Source organism: Bradyrhizobium sp. GCM10028915 (assembly GCF_042666195.1).
GTDB classification, from domain to species: domain Bacteria; phylum Pseudomonadota; class Alphaproteobacteria; order Rhizobiales; family Xanthobacteraceae; genus Bradyrhizobium; species Bradyrhizobium canariense_D.
In genome coordinates, this window is sequence record NZ_JBHTFN010000007.1 from 84,712 (window position 1) to 104,717 (window position 20,006).

The 20,006-nt window shown below is 64.6% G+C and carries 18 protein-coding genes and 2 pseudogenes; 14 read left to right on the forward strand and 6 right to left on the reverse strand.

All coding sequences use genetic code 11. The features are described 5' to 3' along the window. Positions 1-41 precede the first annotated feature (41 nt). Positions 42-428, forward strand: coding sequence for a hypothetical protein (locus ACFQX9_RS05725; RefSeq protein WP_027514960.1), 387 nt, complete (start codon positions 42-44; stop codon positions 426-428). A gap of 148 nt (positions 429-576) precedes the next feature. On the opposite strand, the gene leuB is transcribed toward ACFQX9_RS05725, so the two are convergent. Then, positions 577-1,689, reverse strand: a complete 1,113-nt coding sequence (gene leuB, locus ACFQX9_RS05730; protein WP_085348446.1) for a 3-isopropylmalate dehydrogenase — start codon at positions 1,687-1,689, stop codon at positions 577-579. Positions 1,690-1,820: 131 nt separating this feature from the next. On the opposite strand from leuB, the gene ACFQX9_RS05735 reads away from it, so the two are divergent. After that, a complete protein-coding gene (locus ACFQX9_RS05735; protein WP_085354313.1) occupies positions 1,821-3,005 on the forward strand; it encodes a YbfB/YjiJ family MFS transporter in 1,185 nt (394 codons plus the stop codon). A 157-nt stretch (positions 3,006-3,162) separates the two neighbouring features. Here ACFQX9_RS05735 and ACFQX9_RS05740 read toward each other — a convergent pair whose 3' ends face one another. The 4 genes and pseudogenes from ACFQX9_RS05740 to ACFQX9_RS05755 form a co-directional block, all read right to left on the reverse strand. Beyond that, on the reverse strand, positions 3,163-3,945 hold the full coding sequence (locus tag ACFQX9_RS05740; protein WP_085348447.1) for a molybdopterin-dependent oxidoreductase: 783 nt from the start codon (positions 3,943-3,945) through the stop codon (positions 3,163-3,165). Positions 3,946-3,959: 14 nt separating this feature from the next. Further along, complete coding sequence (locus ACFQX9_RS05745; protein ID WP_377787113.1) at positions 3,960-4,589, reverse strand: cytochrome b/b6 domain-containing protein; 630 nt, start codon at positions 4,587-4,589, stop codon at positions 3,960-3,962. A 183-nt stretch (positions 4,590-4,772) separates the two neighbouring features. Next, the gene (locus ACFQX9_RS05750) at positions 4,773-5,327 is read right to left on the reverse strand and encodes a fasciclin domain-containing protein (RefSeq protein WP_085357596.1); all 555 of its coding nucleotides are present in this window, start codon (positions 5,325-5,327) and stop codon (positions 4,773-4,775) included. Positions 5,328-5,626: 299 nt separating this feature from the next. Further along, positions 5,627-6,387: pseudogene (locus ACFQX9_RS05755) on the reverse strand (SDR family oxidoreductase). A gap of 110 nt (positions 6,388-6,497) precedes the next feature. Between ACFQX9_RS05755 and ACFQX9_RS05760 the strand changes: the two are divergent. Further along, positions 6,498-8,027: a malonyl-CoA synthase gene (locus ACFQX9_RS05760; protein WP_377787115.1), complete on the forward strand. Its 1,530-nt coding sequence runs from the start codon at positions 6,498-6,500 to the stop codon at positions 8,025-8,027. Between the two features lie 126 nt (positions 8,028-8,153). Here ACFQX9_RS05760 and ACFQX9_RS05765 read toward each other — a convergent pair whose 3' ends face one another. Continuing rightward, entirely contained in the window at positions 8,154-9,014 is an 861-nt protein-coding gene (locus ACFQX9_RS05765) for a sulfite exporter TauE/SafE family protein (protein WP_085348459.1), read from the reverse strand. Between the two features lie 516 nt (positions 9,015-9,530). On the opposite strand from ACFQX9_RS05765, the gene sdhC reads away from it, so the two are divergent. The 11 genes and pseudogenes from sdhC to ACFQX9_RS05820 form a co-directional block, all read left to right on the forward strand. Continuing rightward, entirely contained in the window at positions 9,531-9,929 is a 399-nt protein-coding gene (sdhC, locus tag ACFQX9_RS05770; RefSeq protein ID WP_018459778.1) for a succinate dehydrogenase, cytochrome b556 subunit, read from the forward strand. Further along, positions 9,926-10,342, forward strand: coding sequence for a succinate dehydrogenase, hydrophobic membrane anchor protein (gene sdhD / locus ACFQX9_RS05775; protein WP_007598776.1), 417 nt, complete (start codon positions 9,926-9,928; stop codon positions 10,340-10,342). The genes sdhC and sdhD overlap by 4 nt, the downstream gene beginning before the upstream one ends. A gap of 4 nt (positions 10,343-10,346) precedes the next feature. After that, positions 10,347-12,182 (forward strand): succinate dehydrogenase flavoprotein subunit, encoded by a 1,836-nt coding sequence (sdhA, locus tag ACFQX9_RS05780; protein ID WP_085348452.1) that lies wholly within the window; start codon positions 10,347-10,349, stop codon positions 12,180-12,182. Between the two features lie 42 nt (positions 12,183-12,224). Then, positions 12,225-13,007 carry a succinate dehydrogenase iron-sulfur subunit gene (locus ACFQX9_RS05785; RefSeq protein WP_377787120.1) on the forward strand — a complete coding sequence of 261 codons (783 nt, stop codon included), beginning with the start codon at positions 12,225-12,227 and terminating at the stop codon, positions 13,005-13,007. Positions 13,008-13,195: 188 nt separating this feature from the next. Beyond that, the gene (locus tag ACFQX9_RS05790; protein WP_377787122.1) at positions 13,196-15,361 is read left to right on the forward strand and encodes an ATP-binding protein; all 2,166 of its coding nucleotides are present in this window, start codon (positions 13,196-13,198) and stop codon (positions 15,359-15,361) included. A gap of 53 nt (positions 15,362-15,414) precedes the next feature. Continuing rightward, a complete protein-coding gene (locus ACFQX9_RS05795; protein WP_377787125.1) occupies positions 15,415-17,370 on the forward strand; it encodes an ABC transporter ATP-binding protein/permease in 1,956 nt (651 codons plus the stop codon). Positions 17,371-17,497: 127 nt separating this feature from the next. Further along, positions 17,498-18,322 (forward strand): FkbM family methyltransferase, encoded by an 825-nt coding sequence (locus ACFQX9_RS05800; protein WP_377787128.1) that lies wholly within the window; start codon positions 17,498-17,500, stop codon positions 18,320-18,322. Between the two features lie 22 nt (positions 18,323-18,344). Continuing rightward, positions 18,345-18,731, forward strand: a complete 387-nt coding sequence (locus tag ACFQX9_RS05805) for a VOC family protein (RefSeq protein ID WP_377787131.1) — start codon at positions 18,345-18,347, stop codon at positions 18,729-18,731. A gap of 72 nt (positions 18,732-18,803) precedes the next feature. After that, positions 18,804-19,289, forward strand: a complete 486-nt coding sequence (locus ACFQX9_RS05810; protein WP_377787135.1) for a pyridoxamine 5'-phosphate oxidase family protein — start codon at positions 18,804-18,806, stop codon at positions 19,287-19,289. After that, positions 19,289-19,531 carry a hypothetical protein gene (locus ACFQX9_RS05815; protein WP_018459772.1) on the forward strand — a complete coding sequence of 81 codons (243 nt, stop codon included), beginning with the start codon at positions 19,289-19,291 and terminating at the stop codon, positions 19,529-19,531. The genes ACFQX9_RS05810 and ACFQX9_RS05815 overlap by 1 nt, the downstream gene beginning before the upstream one ends. A gap of 185 nt (positions 19,532-19,716) precedes the next feature. After that, positions 19,717-20,006: pseudogene (locus ACFQX9_RS05820) on the forward strand (OmpA family protein); the annotation flags it as partial.

Consider the following 20,006-nt stretch of genomic DNA (forward strand, 5'->3'; position numbering starts at 1 on the left):
GCGTGAAATTGATTGGCGGCTTGCCGCCTGAAGGGGACGTGATGAGCTCGAATTTCTCTGCCGCGAACAAACTGGCGATGTGGCTTGCGGCCGGCGCCGTGATTGCCATGTCCTCAGCCTTCGCGACACCCGCCTCGGCCGACACCAAGAAGCAGCGCTATGACAGCGGCCGTCACTATTACGGCCCGAGCGGCCCCAATTCGAGCTATCAGCAGGGCCGCACCCGCATCTATGTGAGCAAGCGCTCCTGGCTCGACGGCGGCACCGAGGTCAATCCGGGCGACCGCAAGTTCTCCGACTACGCCTTCCCGCCGGCGGTGGGCTATCCGACCTTCGCGCGCGAAAATCTCAACCGCCCGATCGATCGCCAGCCGCTGAGCACGCCGCAGGATGTTGGCGGCTATCCGCAGAATTTCCCGCTGTACTGAGGCGGACATATCGACCGAATCAAATGGCCGGGCTCGCGCCCGGCCATTTTTGTTTGTCGTGTAGCCCGGATGGAGCGAAGCGCAATCCGGGATTTTCGACACGCGGGAAGAACGCCGGATTTCGCTTCGCTCCATCCGGGCTACGGCTCTAAGCGTGCAGCTTCTGCAATTCCTTCAAGATCGCTTCGCCCATCTGCGTGGTCGAGGCGGCAGTGGTGCCTTCCGACTTGATGTCGGCGGTGCGCAGGCCGCTGGCCAGCACCGCGGCGATCGCGGCGTCGACCTTGTCGGCGAGCGCGCCCATGTCGAAGGAGTAGCGCAGCGCCATGCCGAAGGACGAGATCATCGCGATCGGATTGGCGAGGCCCTGGCCTGCGATATCAGGCGCCGAGCCGTGCACGGGCTCGTACAGCGCCTTGCGCTTCTTGCTCTTGACGTCGACCTCGCCGAGCGAGGCCGAGGGCAGCATGCCGAGCGATCCCGTCAACATCGCAGCAATGTCGGACAGCATGTCGCCGAACAGATTGTCGGTGACGATGACGTCGAACTGCTTCGGCCATTTCACCAGCATCATGCCGCCGGAATCGGCGAGCTGATGCTCGAGCGTGACGTCGGGATATTCGCGCTTGTGGACCTGGGTCATGACCTCATTCCAGAGCACGCCCGACTTCATGACGTTGCGCTTCTCCATCGACGTCACCTTGTTCTTGCGCTTCTTCGCAAGCTCGAAGGCGACGCGGCCGATGCGCTCGATCTCATAGGTGTCGTAGACCTGGGTATCGATGGCGCGCTTCTGGCCGTTGCCGAGATCGGTGATGGTCTTGGGCTCGCCGAAATAGACGCCGCCGGTGAGTTCGCGCACGATCATGATGTCGAGGCCCTCGACCGCCTCGCGCTTCAGGCTGGAGGCCTCCGCCAGCGCCGGGTAGCAGACCGCGGGACGGAGGTTGGCGAACAGACCGAGATCCTTGCGCAGGCGCAGCAGGCCGGCTTCGGGGCGCACCTCGTAGGGCACCGCGTCCCATTTGGGACCGCCGACCGCACCGAAGATGATGGCGTCGGCGTCCTTGGCCTTGGCCATGTCGCCTTCCGAGATCGACACCTTGTGCGCGTCATAGGCCGAACCGCCGACGAGGCCGGTGTCGGTCTCGAACTTGGCGATGCCCGCCGAATTGAGCCAGTCGATCAGCCGCTTCACCTCGCCCATCACCTCGGGGCCGATACCGTCGCCGGGAAGCAGCAGCAGTTTGTGGGTCGCCATGGTCGTTTCCTCTGAGGTCGATTTCGGCCGGAGTGCTAGAGCGGCGTTGCGTGCTTGGCAAGACACCATTGCCGCTTCGGTTCTGTGCAAGGCGGGCAGGGCCTGCCACACTGCGCATGCCGGAGTACCCCTTGCACGCACCTGACCGCCCTCCACCCGATGCCCACCCCGCACGGTTGATCCTGACCCTGTCGCTGGCCGCGACAGTTGGGCTGGGCATCGGCCGCTTTGCCTATTCGCTGGTGCTGCCCGACATGCGCGAGGACCTCGGCTGGTCCTACTCGGCGGCCGGTTTCATGAACACCATCAACGCCGTCGGCTACCTCGCGGGCGCGCTTGTGGCGTCCCGGCTGATCCAGCGCGTGGGCTGGTCGGCCGCGATCCGCGGCGGAACCCTGGCCTGCGTCGCCGCGCTTGCGACTTGCGCGCTGACCGGGAATTTCGTTGCGCTGAGCCTGGCGCGTCTCGTGCTGGGCGTTGGCGCCGCGGCCGGTTTCGTCGCCGGCGGCGCGCTGGCCGCTTCCATTGCGCAGTCGCGCCCGGAGCGGGCCAATTTCCTGCTCAGCCTGTTCTATGCCGGGCCCGGCATCGGCATTCTCTCATCAGGACTGATCGCCCCGTTCACGCTGCAATATTTCGGGCCGGGCTCGTGGTGGATCGTGTGGTGGGCGATGACGCTGCTGTCCGTCGTCATGACCGTGCCGCTGTTCCTGGTCCGCATCGAGAGCGGCGTGCGTTTCTCGCAAGGCAGCCACGGCGCCTTCGCGATTTTTCCGGTGCTGATCTATCTCGCCGGCTACTTCCTGTTTGGCGCGGGCTACATCGCCTACATGACTTTCATGATCGCCTATGTGCGCGACGGCGGCGGCGGGGCCGCCGCACAGGCCGCGTTCTGGAGCCTGATCGGCCTGAGCGCCTTCGTCACACCGTGGGCCTGGCGCGGCGTGCTGGCGCTCGATCGCGGCGGTCTTGCCACCGCCATCATTCTCGGCACCAACGCGCTCGGCGCCGCCCTGCCGATGCTCGGGCATTCGCCGGCATGGCTCGCGGTCTCGGCGATCGTGTTCGGCGTCGCCTTCTTCGCCGTTGTCGGCTCGACCACCGCCTTCGTGCGCTTCAACTATCCGCCCGAGGTGTGGCCGACCGCGATCGCGGCGATGACGATCTCGTTCGGCGTCGGCCAGACGCTGGGCCCGATCGTGGTCGGCGCGATCACGGACGCACTGGGGAGCTTGAGTTACGCGCTGAATGTGTCGGCGGCGCTGCTGGCGCTGGGCGCGGTTGCCGCGCTGTGCCAGCGGAAAGTGGGGCCTTAACCGGTGTCGTCCTGGCGAAAGCCAGGACCCATTAGCCCGCAGAGGAATTTGGCGAAGATTCGTGGTTGCTGGTCTTCGTCAAACTGAACCCTGGGGTAATGGGTCCTGGATCTTCGCTTCGCTTGTCCAGGACGACGGCAAGTGCAGGTCCGCGGAGCTAGCTCCCGCTGAACGAATTGTACCCCTGGTCTTCCCAATAGCCGCCCTTGTAGTCGTTGGTGACTTCCATCGACACCACGTATTTCGGGTTCTTGAAGCCGAGCTTGGTCGGCACGCGGATCTTCATCGGGAAGCCGTAGGCGCGCGGCAGGATTTCGCCGGCGTATTTGAACGTCATCTGGGTCTGCGGATGCAGCGCGGTGCGCATGTCCAGCGGAGAATTGTAGCCGTCCTTGTCGGCGCACTGGAACCAGACGTACTTCGCGCGCGTGTCGGCGCCGATCAGCTTGAGGAAGTCGCGCATGGGCGTTCCGGTCCAGCTGCCGATCGCGCTCCAGCCCTCGACGCAGATGTGACGCGTGATCTGCGTGACCTGCGGCAGCTTGTACAGCTCGGGAAGCGTCCACGACTTCTTGTTCTCGACGAGACCGCGGACTTCGAGCTTCCAGTCGGCACCGTCGACATCGGGCGCGTCGTCGAGATCGTAATAGGCGTTGAACGGAAACGGTTTTGTGATCGCGCTCTCGGGAAACGTCGGCGCCAGCGCGTCGGGATTGAAGATGAAATCCTGCACGGCATCGTTGAATTTCGAAACCGACTTCAGCATCTCCTCGGCGGAGGACGAGTCGATCACGTCGCAGCCGGTGAGCAGCGTCAGCGCCCCGAGGCTGGCGCCGCCCGCGATGAAGCGGCGGCGGCTGACCTCTGGCATCGTCTTGATGGAATCCTTGATCAGCAGCCGCTTGTCGACGCCCGGGATCAGGAATGAGCGCTTCGCCATGACTCTCTCTCCACTCAACGGCCGATGATCATCGCGCGCAGGCTCTTCGGCACCAGCAGCGCGAGTAAAACGTGAATGACGAGGAAGGCGCAGATCGCGGCCATGCAGAAGAAATGGATGTAGCGCGCGGTCGGATAGTCGCCGAACAGGGACACGAGCCAGTGCAGTTGCACCGGTTTCCACATTCCCAGCCCCGATAGCACGATGAGGACGCCGACCAAGATGATGCCGGCATAGAGCACGCGCTGGACGTAATTGTAGACGGAGAGATCGGCATGGCCGAGCTTGAAGGTCAGCGCAGCCCTGACGTCGTGGAGCACGCCGGATGGGGTGATCGGCAGCAGTTTTTTCCGGAAGCGGCCGGTGGCAAGGCCGGTGACGAGATAGGCAAGGCCGTTGATCATCAACAGCCACATCGCCGCAAAGTGCCAGAGCAGGCCGCCACCGAGCCAGCCGCCGAGCGTGTACTCGCGCGGAAAGCTGAAACCGAACAGCGGCGAGGCGTTGTAGATCTGCCAACCCGACAGGATCATCAGGATCATGGCGAAAGCGTTGATCCAGTGCATGACCCGGACCCAGGCCGGCTGGATCACTTTGGCCGGGGTGGCGCTGACCTGCTCGTCGGTGACTGTGAGGCTCGACATGGCGGTTCCGTCCTGAACATCGTCTGACAGCAATTATACGCCGATGCGTCCGCTTTCGTTACGCCCTGTCCGGCATCGAATCGATACCGGCGGGCTATCGTGGTCACAATAAAGCGAGCCGGGTACCCCCGGCTCGCCATTTCGTCGCATCCGTTTCGGGGGTGAAGCCGGACGGCGCGGTATTTACGTCGCCGGCATCAGCACGGTGTCGACCACATGGATTACACCGTTGGACTGGTTGACGTTGGAGATCGTCACCATCGAGGTACCGCCCTTGGCGTCGACGATCCAGACCTTGCCGTCCTGCTTCTTCACCGTCAGCTCCTCGCCTTCGGCGGTCTTCATCTTCTTGCCGTCGGTGAGGTCGGACGCCTCGAGCTTGCCGGGCACGACATGGTAGGTGAGGATCTTGGTCAGCGTCGCCTTGTTCTCGGGCTTCACCAGAGTGTCGACGGTGCCGGCCGGCAGCTTGCCGAAGGCTGCGTTGGTCGGCGCGAACACCGTGAACGGACCCTTGCCTTCCAGCGTCGGCACCAGGCCGGCCGCCTTCACCGCCGCCACCAGCGTGGTGTGGTCCTTCGAGTTGACCGCGTTCTGGACGATGTTCTTGGACGGGAACATCGCGGCGCCGCCGACCATGACGGTCTTTTCCTCGGCGCGGACGGGCGCGACGACGGTCGCGGTGATGGCCAGGGTACTGAACGCGGCAGCAGCGAGATAGGCAATACGCTTCGACATGGAGAGTCTCCCGATTGGATGGTGACCGGCGACTGCCGGCGTTCGAGTGGGCAACAACGGTGGCTGCGACCTGTGAGCGTGAAGCAGCAGCGCCGTCGTTGGCTCGAACTACGGGAGCGTTTGCGAAGCGGTTTCGAACAAAACTTCTTTGTGATGGGTGAAACTAAGTGCGTGGTTCTCCGTGGGGGGCGTCATTGCGAGGAGCGAAGCGACGAAGCGATCCAGGCTGCCACCGCGGATGCACCGCTGGATTGCTTCGCTTCGCTCGCAATGACGAGCCTCGACGATCTACCTGCCGCTCAATCCCTGTTGTGCGGCGTCTGGATAAACCCGCGATTATGCGTCGGGCTGATCAGCAGTTCATTGATGCAAACCCGCGCCGGCATGCTCGCGATGAACGCGATGGTGCGGCCGAGATCTTCGGATTGCAGCATCCTGGCCTGCTCCTCCTCGCTCGGTACCACCGGGCGCAGCTTCAGGATCGGGGTCGCCACCTCGCCCGGCATCAGGCAGCAGGCGCGCAAGCCGTTGACGCATTCGTCCATGTTGAAGGAATGCGTCAGCGCCAGCACCGCATGCTTGGTCGTGGTGTAGGCCGGGCCCGGCATTTTCGAGACGTGGCGGCCGGCCCAGGACGAGACGTTGATGATGGAGCCGTCCTGCTGCTTGCGCATCGTCGGCAGCACCGCGCGCATGCAATAGAGCACGCCGTTGAGATTGACCTGGACCAGCTGGTCCCAGCCCTCCAGTTCCATGTCCTTCCAGCTCCGCTTGGGGACATTGATGCCGGCATTGTTCACCAGCAGGTCGATCCGGCCATGCTTCGCGACGATTTGATCGGCCGCCTTCTGGGCCGCGGCGGCGACCGACACGTCCAGCGCGACGCCTCGGCGGCCCCGCCCGCCCCGGTGATCTTCTCGACTACGGTATCCAGGGCGTCCTTGCGCCGGCCCGAGACCACCACCGTCCAGCCGTCGGCCGCTAGCGCCTCGGCGCCGGCCTCCCCGATCCCGCTGCCCCCGCCTGTCACCCAGGCCACGCGTTTCCCGTTTTTGGTCATGCAAACTGTCTCCGTTGCTTCATCGGGGCGGTTTTTGCTAATCCAGCCCTCGGTTTTGACCGGCCTCTGACGATCGTTGCGGTCAAGCCTTGCGGTCGAGGAAATCTTGCATGAACCAAGCTGCCAACGCCAATTTGTTTTCCCGCCTGTTCGACGGCCTCGACGATCCGAAGCGCCTCGCGATCGAGACGCATGACGGGGTCCGCATCAGCTATGGTGATCTGATCGCCCGTGCCGGACAGATGGCCAATGTACTGGTCGCGCGCGGCGTGAAGCCCGGCGACCGCGTTGCGGTGCAGGTCGAGAAGTCCGTGGCCAACATCGTGCTGTATTTGGCCACGGTGCGGGCCGGCGCAGTCTATCTGCCGCTCAACACCGCCTATACGCTCAACGAGCTCGACTACTTCATCGGCGATGCCGAGCCCTCGCTGGTGGTCTGCGATCCCTCCAAGGCGGAGGGCCTCGCCCCCATCGCCGCCAAGGTGAAAGCAAAAGTCGAGACGCTCGGGCCGGACGGCAAGGGCTCGCTGACGGACGCCGCCGACAAGGCGAGCAGCGAATTCACCACGGTGCCGCGCGCAAACGACGATCTCGCCGCGATCCTCTACACGTCCGGCACCACCGGCCGCTCCAAGGGCGCGATGTTGACCCACGACAATCTGACGTCCAACTCGCTCTCGCTCGTCGGCTTCTGGCGCTTCACCGACAAGGACGTGCTGATCCACGCACTGCCGATCTACCACACCCACGGCCTGTTCGTGGCGACCAACGTGACGCTGTTCGCGCGGGCATCGATGATCTTCCTGCCGAAGCTCGACCCGGATCTGATTATCAAGCTGATGGCGCGTGCCACGGTGCTGATGGGGGTGCCGACGTTCTATACCCGTCTGCTCCAGAACGCTGCGCTGTCGCGCGAAACCACACAGCACATGCGGCTGTTCATCTCGGGCTCGGCGCCGCTGCTGGCCGAAACCCATCGCGAATGGTCGGCGCGCACGGGGCACGCGGTGCTCGAGCGCTACGGCATGACCGAGACCAACATGAACACGTCGAATCCCTATGACGGCGAGCGCGTGCCCGGCGCGGTCGGCTTTCCGCTCCCCGGCGTGTCCGTGCGCGTCACCGATCCTGAAACCGGCAAGGAGCTGCCGCGCGACGAGATCGGCATGATCGAGGTCAAGGGCCCGAACGTATTCAAGGGCTATTGGCGCATGCCGGAGAAGACCAAGGCGGAATTCCGCGACGACGGCTTCTTCATCACCGGCGACCTCGGCAAGATTGACGCCAAGGGTTACGTCCACATTCTCGGCCGCGGCAAGGATCTCGTCATCTCCGGCGGGTTCAATGTCTACCCGAAGGAAATCGAGAGCGAGATCGACGCCATGCCCGGCGTGATCGAATCCGCCGTGATCGGCGTGCCCCACGCCGATTTCGGCGAGGGCGTCACGGCGGTGCTGGTTTGCAACAAGGACGCGGATGTGACAGAGGCCGCGGTGCTGAAAGCGCTCGACGGCCGGCTGGCCAAGTTCAAGATGCCCAAGCGGGTATTCGTGGTCGACGAGCTGCCGCGCAACACCATGGGCAAGGTGCAGAAAAACGTGCTGCGGGATACGTACAAGGATCTTTACGCGAAGAAATAGGGGCTGTTGTTCGCAGAACTCTCGTCGTCATTGCGAGGAGCTCTTGCGACGAAGCAATCCAGACTGCCGCCGCGGAAGAACTCCTGGATTGCTTCGCTTCGCTCGCAATGACGGAATTTGCGGCGCCTACTGTCCGCCCAGCAAGCTCAGCACGAAACGGCTGCCGACGATGAACAGATAGCACCCGAACGCGACTTCCAGCGTCCGCTTCGACATTGCATGCGCAGCCTTCACACCGAGGGGTGCCGTCACAAGGCTCATTGGCATCACCAGGACCGCGCCGATCAGCGAGACGTAACCGAGCGCGAACGGGACCTGCAGGGCTGCAACGGCCGGGTAGCTAACCGCCGCAGGCCAACCGGCATAGATGTAGCCGAGCGCGCCGGGGATCGAGATCAAGACCGCGAGCGCCGACGATGTCGCCACTGCCTGGTGGATCGGGCGGCCGTAGAACGTCATCAGCAGGTTCGAGAACAGGCCACCGCCGATGCCCATCAACGTCGACAAAATGCCGACGCAGAAGCCGTAGATTCGCATCAAGGGGCCCTTCGGCAGATCATCGCCGAGCTTCCAGCTCTCGCGCGCGAAGATCAGCCGTACCGCGGCCGACCAAGCGACGGCGACGAACACGATCTTGAACAGTCGCTCCGGCGCGTAACGCGCGACCACGCTGCCGGCGACGACGCCGATCAGGATCGGCAGCCACCAGACCCGGAGGATCGCAAGATCGACGGCGCCGCGCTTGTAATGCGCCTGGAACGAACGGATCGAGGTCGGAATGATGACGGCGAGCGAAGTGCCGATGCAGAGCGGCATGCGCACATCGAGCGGCACACCGGCGATGCGGAAGCACTCGTAGAACACCGGCACCAGAATCGCGCCGCCCCCGATGCCGAACACGCCGGCCAAGAATCCGGAGAGCGCGCCGGTTGCGATCAGCAGCAGCGCGAGCTCGGCGATCTCCTTGATATCAAGTCCTGCAATCACCCCTGATCTGCCCCGGCGATCGCAGCGGCTCCGAGACAAGCGTCCGGACTGGCTGCCCGGAAAGCTGTAGGCGATCTGATTTGTCGGGTCGACCGCCGCATCGCCGGTCTGGGGTGGGATGCAGGTTGCGCATATCCGCCCGTCTCGCGAAAAATCGGTGCGCTTGGCGGAAAATGGCGATTGCTCGCCGACCATCGCTGCCGGTTCGGTGACATGAATTGACTGGTTCGAACCCTGGGCGGCCCGCGGCAGCTTGGAGCCGTTCCAATAGTAATTTCAATGTGCCGCAGCTCTCCCGCAAGAGATGAATTTCTGTTCTGTCTTTAGTCGGTGCGCCATCGCCCTGGTATACCAAGCGGACGATTGGCCTTGTTACATCAAGGGCCTAGAGCTGAACTCAAGTTCGGTTTATGGCGATTTGGTGATTGCGCAGGTGAAATCGACTCCGTAAATAGAGCCGACCTTTCGCGATCCCCGCGCGCCCCATGCTGGGCCGCAACAAAGCAATTGAAGCCCATGACCGCACGGATCGAACGACCGCTTTCGCCGCACATTCAGACCTACCGCTGGACCCTGACGATGGCGCTTTCCATCGTCCATCGCGCCACCGGAATTGCCCTCTACGCCGGAACGCTGCTGCTGGCCTGGTGGCTGATTGCGGCGGCCTCCGGCCCCGCCGCCTATAGCCACGTCCAGGCCTTCACCGGCAGCATCATCGGCCGCCTGATCGTGTTCGGCTACACCTGGGCGCTGATGCACCACATGCTCAGCGGCATCCGGCATTTCGTCTGGGACCTCGGCTACGGCTTCAAGGCCAATGAGCGCGAAGCGTTGACCTGGGGCGCCCTGATCGGCGGCATCGTGCTCACGGTCCTCATTTGGATCATCGCCTACGCGATCGGAGGCGGACGATGAGTTTCGACGAATCCCACGGCGCCCCGAAGGGCTCCTCCATGCGCACCCCGCTCGGCCGCGTGCGCAATCTCGGCGCGGCGCATTCGGGCACCTCCGATTTCTGGCGCCAGCGCATCACCGGCGTCGCCATGACGCTGCTGATGATCCCCGTGATCGTGATCGTGATGATGCTGCTCGGCCGCAACCAGGCCGGCGCCGCACAGATTCTCGGCTCGCTGCCGATCGCGGTGATCCTGCTGCTCTTCATCTTCGCCAGCGCCTGGCACATGAAGATCGGCATGCAGGTCGTGATCGAGGACTACATCCATAACGAGAAGCTGAAGCTCATCTCGATCATGCTCAACAACTTCTTCTCGTTCGCCGTGGCGCTCGCCTCGACCTACGCGATCCTGAAACTTTCCTCCGGAGTCTAAACCCATGGCCACAGAGACCAATGGCAAGGGCAACGGCGCTCCCGCCACCAACGGCAAAGCCTATCCGATCGAAGATCACACCTATGATGTCGTCGTGGTCGGCGCCGGCGGCGCGGGCCTGCGCGCCGTGGTCGGCTGCAGCGAAGCCGGTCTTCGTACCGCCTGCATCACCAAAGTGTTTCCGACCCGCTCGCACACCGTCGCGGCGCAGGGCGGCATCTCGGCGTCGCTCGGCAACATGCACAAGGACGACTGGCGCTGGCACATGTACGACACCGTGAAGGGGTCGGACTGGCTGGGCGACCAGGACGCGATCGAATACATGGTGCGCAACGCGCCCGAGGCGGTCTACGAGCTCGAGCATTGGGGCGTGCCGTTCTCGCGCACCGAAGACGGCAAGATCTACCAGCGCCCGTTCGGCGGCATGACCATGGACTACGGCAAGGGCCAGGCGCAGCGCACCTGCGCCGCCGCCGACCGCACCGGCCACGCCATGCTGCACACGATGTACGGCCAGTCGCTGCGTCACGCGGCCGAGTTCTTCATCGAGTTCTTTGCCATCGACCTGATCATGGACGACCAGGGCACCTGCCGCGGCGTTATCGCGCTCAAGCTCGATGACGGCACGCTGCACCGCTTCCGCGCCCAGACCGTGATCCTCGCCACCGGCGGCTATGGCCGCGCCTATGCATCCTGCACCTCGGCGCACACCTGCACCGGCGACGGCGGCGGCATGGTGCTGCGCGCCGGTCTGCCGATGCAGGACATGGAGTTCGTGCAGTTCCACCCGACCGGCATCTACGGTTCGGGCTGTCTCGTCACCGAAGGCGCGCGCGGCGAAGGCGGCTATCTCGTCAACTCCGAGGGCGAGCGCTTCATGGAGCGCTATGCGCCCTCCGCCAAGGATCTGGCCTCGCGTGACGTCGTCTCGCGCGCGATGACCATCGAGATTCGCGAAGGTCGCGGTGTCGGCAAGAAGAAGGACCACATCTTCCTTCATCTCGACCATCTCGATCCCGCGGTGCTGGCCGAACGCCTGCCGGGCATCTCGGAATCCGCAAAGATCTTCGCCAATGTCGACGTGACGCGCGAGCCGATCCCAATTGTGCCGACCGTGCATTACAACATGGGCGGCATCCCGACGAACTATCACGGCGAAGTCCTGACCAAGAAGGACGGCGACGACAACGCCATCATCCCCGGCCTGATGGCGATCGGCGAGGCCGCCTGCGTCTCCGTGCACGGCGCCAACCGCCTCGGCTCCAACTCGCTGATCGACCTCGTCGTGTTCGGACGCGCCGCGGCGCTGCGCCTCGCCGAGAAGCTCACGCCGAACGCCAGCCAGCCGGAATTGCCGACGAATTCGTCCGACCTGGCGCTCGGCCGGCTCGACCACTACCGCTACGCCTCCGGCGGCACGCCGACCGCGAAGCTGCGCGAAGGCATGCAGCACGTCATGCAGAACAATTGCGCGGTGTTCCGCACCGGCGACATCCTGAGCGAAGGCCAGAACCTGATCGAGAAGGTCCATAGCGGCATCATCGACATCGCCGTATCCGACCGCTCGCTGGTGTGGAATTCCGACCTGATCGAGACGCTCGAATTCGACAATCTGATCTCGCAGGCGGTGGTGACGATGAACTCGGCCGCCAACCGCACCGAGAGCCGTGGCGCGCATGCCCGCGAGGACTTCTCCGAGCGCGACGACAAGAACTGGATGAAGCACACGCTGGCCTGGCTGGAAGATTCCGGCAAGGTCAAGATCGAGTACCGCCCCGTTCACGACTACACCATGACCAACGACGTCCAGTACATCCCGCCCAAAGCTCGCGTTTACTAAACGGCGCGCGTGTACTGAGCGAACAGCGAAAGCTTTATCGAAATGGTTGAATTCGCACTTCCGAAGAACTCCAAGATATCAGGCGGCAAGACCTGGCCGAAGCCCGCGGGCGCGACTGAGGTCCGTGAATTCCGCGTCTATCGCTGGAATCCGGACAACGGCAAGACTCCGAGCGTCGACACCTATTACGTCGACACTCATGATTGCGGGCCGATGGTGCTGGACGGCCTGATCTGGATCAAGAACAACATCGACCCGTCGCTGACCTTCCGCCGCTCCTGCCGCGAAGGCGTCTGCGGCTCCTGCGCGATGAACATCGACGGCCAGAACACCCTGGCCTGCACCCGCTCGATGCACGACGTGAAGGACGGCGCGGTGAAGATCAATCCGCTGCCGCACCAGCCTGTCGTGAAGGACCTCATCCCCGACCTCACCAATTTCTACGCGCAGTACGCTTCGGTCGAGCCGTGGCTGAAGACGACCTCGCCGACGCCGCAGAAGGAATGGAAGCAGAGCCACGAAGACCGCGAGAAGCTCGACGGCCTCTATGAATGCATCCTCTGCGCCTGCTGCTCGACCTCTTGCCCGAGCTATTGGTGGAACAGCGAGCGCTACCTCGGTCCCGCCGCGCTGCTCCAGGCCAACCGCTGGGTATCGGATTCGCGGGATGAGGCGACCGGCGAGCGGCTCGACAATCTCGAGGACCCGTTCCGCCTCTATCGCTGCCACACCATCATGAACTGCGCCAAGGCCTGCCCGAAGGGCCTCAACCCGGCGGAAGCCATCGCCGAGCTCAAGCTCAAGATGGTCGAGCGCCAGATCTAGGCGTCATTCATGCTGCGATCCCCGGCCGGCACGGCCGGGGCATTCTACGGCGGGCGCATCTTCCAGTAGATTTTACCTCAGCCCTACGCGGGCAAGCCGGCGGGTTGCAACCTCTGGTTCCCGCCACAAGCCGCTTTCTTCCCGGCGCGAAATTCAAGTAAGCTCACCGGCGTGGGACCGGAGCGACCGTGCAGGGCGCACAACGCAATTCGCTGAGATTGCTGCAGTGGATGATGGCTGCGTCCCTGGCGCTGCCGATTGCGCTGTTCGCGATCGCCGCCTCGATCTCCTACACCTCGACGAAAGATATCGCCGACCGCGAGATCGAGCGCACCCTCGATGTCGCGCATGAGCATGCGCTCAAGGTGTTCGAGACCATCGACCGCAGCCTCGCCGAGATCAACGAGGTGGTGCGCGGCATGCCCGACGACATCATCCGCTCGCGCGAACCGGGCCTGCACCGCCGCCTGAAGCAACTGTCCGATTCGCTGCCGCAGCTCAAATCGGCCTGGATCTTCGATGCGGACGGAAAGTCGCTGGTCAACAGCCTGGCATCGCCGCCGCCGGCGCAGAGCTTTGCGGACCGTGATTACTTTGCCGCCCATGTCGACCAGACCATCGGCAGCTACATCGGCGTTCCCCTGACGCCGCGCCAGCCCTATCAGGGCGCGCGCTTCTTCGGGGTCAGCCGCCGCCGCGGCTCCGACGACGGCAGCTTCATCGGCGTGATCCAGGCCTCCGTCCTGCCGGAATATTTCGAGAGCTTTTATGCCCGGATCGGCTCCGACCCCGGCAGCTTCCTCGCCATGGGACGCACCGACGGCGTGGTGCTGGCGCATCTTCCGCAGCTGGATCGCGACCTCAGGCTCGATCCTAACGGGCCGGTCGGCCGCAGCATCGCAGCTCACCCCGAGCATGGCCTCATCACCATTGCCTGGCCATCGGACGAGGTCGAGCGCCGCATCGGCTACCGACGCATCGCCGAATACCCGATCTATGTCAGCGCGGGGTTGGAGACCTCGGCGATCCGCGCGCGCTGGTTCGCCACCATGGGCCAGCATCTGGTGTTCGGCATTCCCGCCACCGCGCTGCTGTTTCTGCTGCTGGCGTTCGCGTTCCGGCGTACCCAGCATCTCCAGGCCGAGGCCGCCGCGCGGCGCGAAGCCGAGGAGGCGCTCAAGCACAGCCAGCGCCTTGAGGCGCTCGGCCAGCTCACCGGCGGCGTCGCTCACGACTTCAACAACCTCCTGACCGTGATTCGCGCCTCGGTCGACCTGCTGAACCGGCCGCAGCTGAGCGAGGAGCGGCGCCAGCGCTACATCACCGCCATCGCGGACGCGGTCGGGCGCGCAGCCAAGCTGACATCGCAGCTGCTCGCCTTCGCGCGCCGCCAGACCTTGAAGCCGGAGGTGTTCGACGTCGGCGCGCGGTTGCAGTCGCTGCACGACATGCTCGCGACGCTGCTCGGACCCGCGATCGAAATCGCGATGCGGCTGCCGGCCGAGCCCTGCCTCGTCAATGCCGATGCAAGCCAGTTCGAGACGGCGTTGATCAACATGGCGACCAATGCGCGCGATGCCATGCACGGCAAGGGCAGGATCGTCTTCAACGTCGAGGCCGCAGCGACCATTGCGGACACGCGGGCTCCCGTCTCGGGCAGCCCTGATCTTTCAGGCGGCCATGACCTTGCTGGCAAACACGGTTTCGTCGGCATTGCCGTCAGCGACACCGGCATCGGCATTCCGGCTACGCGGCTCGAGCGCATCTTCGAACCGTTCTTCACCACCAAGCAGATCGGCCACGGCACCGGTCTCGGCCTGTCGCAGGTGTTCGGCTTTGCCCGGCAGTCCGGCGGCGAGGTGACAGTCACCAGCGAGGTCGGCCACGGCAGCACCTTCTCGCTCTACCTGCCGCGCGTGGCGCCGGATTTGCTGCCGCAGCGGCAGGCACCGAATACGGCCCCGGCCGTGGCCGGCAGCGGCATGTCGGTGCTGCTGGTCGAGGACAATATCGAACTCGCCAATTTCGCGGCCGACGGCCTCACCGAGCTCGGCTACAGCGTCACGCTGATCGACAACGCAACCGATGCACTCGCCGAGCTGGTCATGGATGCCGATCGCTTCGATGTCGTTTTCTCGGACATCGTGATGCCCGGCATGACCGGGCTCGATCTCGCGCAGGCGGTCCGCGGCATCGGCGTGCCGGTCGTGCTGACCACCGGCTACAGCGAGGCGCTGTCCCAGGACGGCAAGGTCGATTTCGAGCTCGTGCAGAAGCCCTACGCGATCGATCAGCTATCGCGCGTGCTGCACCGGGTCGCGCGGCGCCGGGTGCGCGACGGCGCCGCCGAGTGAGCTGACGCCCGGAACCTGCGGGAACCTTTTGATTTAGCTTGCGTTATCCGGCCATGCAAAAGCCGGTCAGAAAACGCGAATCGGGCAAGAAGCCGCCCATCGTCGAAATCATCGGCGAGACCGGCGGGGAAGTGGCTCCGCCGCCGCCCGAGCTGATCGAGCCCGACCCGGAGCTGTCGCCTGAAGAGGCCGAGCAGGCCCGCAAGGACTATCTCCTCACCCGCTTCTGGATCAGCGCGCGCGGCTTCTGGGGCGGCAACGGCGACCGGCTTGCGTGGCTCTACTCCGTCGGCCTCGGCCTGCTGATCGTCCTCACCGTCGGCTTCCAATACGGCATCAATGTCTGGAATCGGGCGATCTTCGACGCGATCGAGAAGCGCGAGGCGTCCACCGTCTTCCATCTCACCGCGGTATTCTTCCCGCTCGCGATCGGCAGCATCGTGCTCGGCGTGGCACAAGTGTTCGCGCGCATGGGCATCCAGCGGCGCTGGCGGGCGTGGCTGACGGCAAGCGTGCTGACGCGCTGGCTTGGCAACGGCCGCTATTACCAGCTCAATCTCGTCAGCGGCGACCACAAGAATCCGGAATACCGGATCGCGGAGGATCTGCGCGTCGCGACCGATTCGCCGGTGGATTTTCTCGCCGGCGTGACGTCCGCGCTGCTGTCGGCCGTGACCTTCATCGTCGTGCTCTGGACCATCGGCGGCGCGCTCACCGTCACCCTTGCGGGATCGTCGGTGACCATTCCCGGCTTCCTGGTGATCGCCGCGATGCTCTATGCGGGAATCGCATCGGGCTCGATCCTGGTGATCGGCCGCCAATTCGTGCAGGTCTCCGAGGACAAGAACCAGGCTGAGGCCGATTTCCGCTACACGCTGACGCGCGTGCGCGAGAACGGCGAGAGCATCGCGCTGCTCGGCGGCGAGGAGGAGGAGCGCGACGGCATCGACCGCAATTTCACCAACGTGCTGCGGCAATGGGCGCGGCTCGCGGGTCAGCACATGCGCACCACGCTGGTGTCGCAGGGATCGAGCCTCGTTGCGCCGGTCGTGCCGCTTCTGCTGTGCGCGCCGAAATTCCTCGACGGCAGCATGACGCTGGGTCAGGTGATGCAGGCGGCTTCCGCCTTCACCATCGTGCAGAGCGCGTTCGGCTGGTTGGTCGACAATTATCCGCGGCTCGCCGACTGGAATGCCTGCGCTCGCCGCATCGCCTCGCTGATGATGTCGCTCGACGGCCTCGAGCGCGCCGAGCTGGGCGACGGCTTCGGCCGCATCAAGCGCGGCGAGACCAGCAATGACGCCATGCTGGAGCTGAAGGATCTCTCCGTCACGCTCGATGACGGCACCGCCGTGGTCGGCGAGACCGAGGTGGTGATCGAGCGTGGCGAGCGGCTGCTGGTGGCCGGCGAATCCGGCACCGGCAAGAGCACGCTGGTGCGCGCCATCGCCGGGCTCTGGCCATGGGGTGGCGGCAGCGTCAATTTCCATCCCGACCGGCGGCTGTTCATGCTGCCACAGCGACCCTACGTGCCGTCGGGCTCCTTGCGTCGTGCCGTCGCCTATCCCGGCGCGGAAGACGACTGGACGGTCGAGGAGATCGGCGAGGCCCTGCACAAGGTCGGCCTCGACCATCTCAAGGAGAAGATCGAGGAAGAAGCACCCTGGGACCAGACGCTGTCCGGCGGCGAGAAGCAGCGCCTCGCCTTCGCGCGGTTGTTGCTGCACAACCCGGATATCGTCGTGCTCGACGAGGCGACCTCGGCGCTCGACGAGAAGAGCCAGGACAAGATGATGAAGATGATCACCGACGAACTGCCGAAGGCCACCATCGTCAGCGTCGCGCATCGTGTCGAGCTGGAAGCCTTCCACAGCCGCAAGATCGTGCTGGAGCGCCGCAAGGGCGGCGCAAAACTCGTCAGCGATATCGACCTGATCCCGCGCAAGGGCAAGCGCAAGCTGCTCGGCCGCTTCCTGCGCCAGCGCAAGGCGCCGAAAAAGGCGGCGTGAGGGGCGGTCTCTTTTCTTCGTCGTCCCGGCGAAGGCCGGGACGACCCAGAGATTGTTGCCCGGATCGAGCGTTGGAGTCCCCGGCAAAACCGGCTATGCATGCGCCGCTTGCAACGAGGACTTTGACTTGGCGACCGATAATGCCCCTTCGTCCGCGCCGTTCGGCGCGTTTGCGCCGAACGCGGCGCAGGCCGCGATCATTCGCCTCGCGACACAATCGGGGCTGAAGCGCGGCGCGTTCCGGCCCTGGCTGTCGCGATTGGTGAACCTGCTGCGCGGTGGTCCCATCGACGTGCAATACCAGGGCGCATCGTTCCGCTTCTATCACCAGGGCAGCGCCACCGAGCGCGGCGCGCTGTTCAATCCCGATTACAATCTCGACGAGCTCGACTTCCTGCGCCAGCACACCCCGGAGGGCGGCGTGTTCGTCGACGTCGGCGCCAATGTCGGCACCTTCGCGCTGGTGATGGCGCGACAGGTCGGGCCATCAGGCAAAGTGATCGCCATCGAGCCGCATCCGATGACGTTTGGACGGCTGTCGTTCAACCAGGCCGCGTCGAAAGCGACGCAGGTGCGCCTGGTGCAGGCGGCCGCCGGCGACAGCGACGGCGAGCTGATGATCGAGAGCGGCGGCGACAATCTCGGTGCCACGCATGTCGTCACCGGCACGGCCAGCGCCGAGGCGATCAAGGTGCCCTCGCTGCGGTTGACGCGCATTCTCGGCGAGGCCGGCGTCACCAAGGTGGACGCGCTGAAGATCGACGTCGAGGGCTTCGAGGATCGCGTTTTGATCGGCTTCTTCCGCGACGCGCCGCAATCGCTATGGCCGCGCGCGGTGGTAATCGAGCATTTGTCGCAAAAGGAATGGCGGGACGATTGTATCGCCGACATGGTCGCGCGCGGTTTCGTGGTTGCGCGCAAGACGCGGAGCAATACGTTCCTGTCGCGCTGACGACGAACAACGGAGGTTACGAATGATCGACCATATGGGCTTCCCGGTCTCCAACTATGAGCGCGCCAAGGCGTTCTACGCCAAGGCATTGGCGCCGCTCGGCTACAGCCTGATCATGGAGGTCACGCAGGAGCAGACCGGACACGATCCAGCCGCCGGCTTCGGCGCCGACGGCAAGCCGGATTTCTGGATCGGCGGCGAGGGCGCGCTGAACAAGCCGGTGCATGTCGCGATTCTGGCGAAGGACCGCGCCACGGTGGACGCGTTCTACAAGGCGGCGATTGCAGCGGGCGGGCGCGACAACGGGCCGCCGGGCATCCGGGCGCATTACCATCCGACCTATTACGGCGCCTTCGTGCTCGACCCTGATGGACACAACATCGAGGCGGTTTGCCACGCGCCGGAATAGATAAGTTCCATCCTTCGGCCGGAACCTCGTTCCGCGCGCGCCGTTGTCGTCCCTTGCAAGAAGGAGCACGACATGGCCAACGACAATGCCCGCGACGTCGACCGCGTATGGGATCTGATGAAGACGATCGGATTCGCGATGCTGGTGACGCGCGATGGCGACAAGCTCCGCGCGCGGCCGATGAGCGCCTATCTCGACCGCAACGCGAACACGATTTATTTCCTCACCGACGCGCGGCGTCACAAGGACGAGGAGATCGCGCGCAATCCGTCCATCAACCTGTCGTTCGCAGATGCCGGCAGCCAGAAATACGTGTCGCTGACGGGCACCGCAATGATCTCCAATGACCGTGCCAAGATCAAGGAGCTGTTCTCGACGCCGGCCAAGGCGTGGTGGGACTCTGCGGAATATCCGAACATCCGCGTGCTCAAGGTCACGCCTGACGATGCCGAGTTCTGGGACTCGCCCGGCACCGTGATTTCCTATGTGAAGATGGCGGCCGCGGCGGTGACGAACACGCGCCCCGATCTCGGCGACAACCGCAAGGTCTCTATGTAATGCCGATCGAGCCGCCCGAGATACCGCCGTCGACGCCCGGTACGCCCACCGAACCGCCGCCGGGGATTCCGCCGAGCAATCCGCAGCCTGAAATCGCACCGCCGGTGCGCGAGCCCGGCTCGCCAGCGCCGCCCGACGAATTGCCGGGCCGCATGCCTGAAGAGATTCCATCACGCGGACCGAACGGACCGCTCACGCCGAATCCCGCGACGGATGCAAGTCCGCCGCGGGATCGCGCATGAGGCGACGCATCACATCCGAGGCAATTGCAACCTGCGTCTGAATGCGCAATGAACGTCACCATAGTGAGGTGATTTGCGTGCAGAAATAAATCGGGCCGCGTCCGCTTCGTCCGCCACAATCCGGCCTAACGCGTAGCTGTTCATCCCAACACTTCGTCAAAGAACCTTCCGGGGAAGTTCACCACATGACCAACCTTCGTTTCGTGCTGCTTGCCACCACGGCTCTGACCGCGATGCAATTCGCAAGCTCCGCATCGCATGCACAAGGCGCGCCGCCGCTTGTCGTCGCGCAGGCGCAGCCACAAGAGACCGGCCCTGACGGAAAACCGAAGCAGCCGCCGAAGGGACCACCAGCGGCCGCGCCGCCTGCGGCGCCCGCGCGCCCGGCCGCACCGCCGCCCGCAGCTGCACCTCCCCATCCGCCGGCAGCGCCTCCGCCGGCTGCGGCACCGCCGCGCCCAGCAGCGCCGCCACC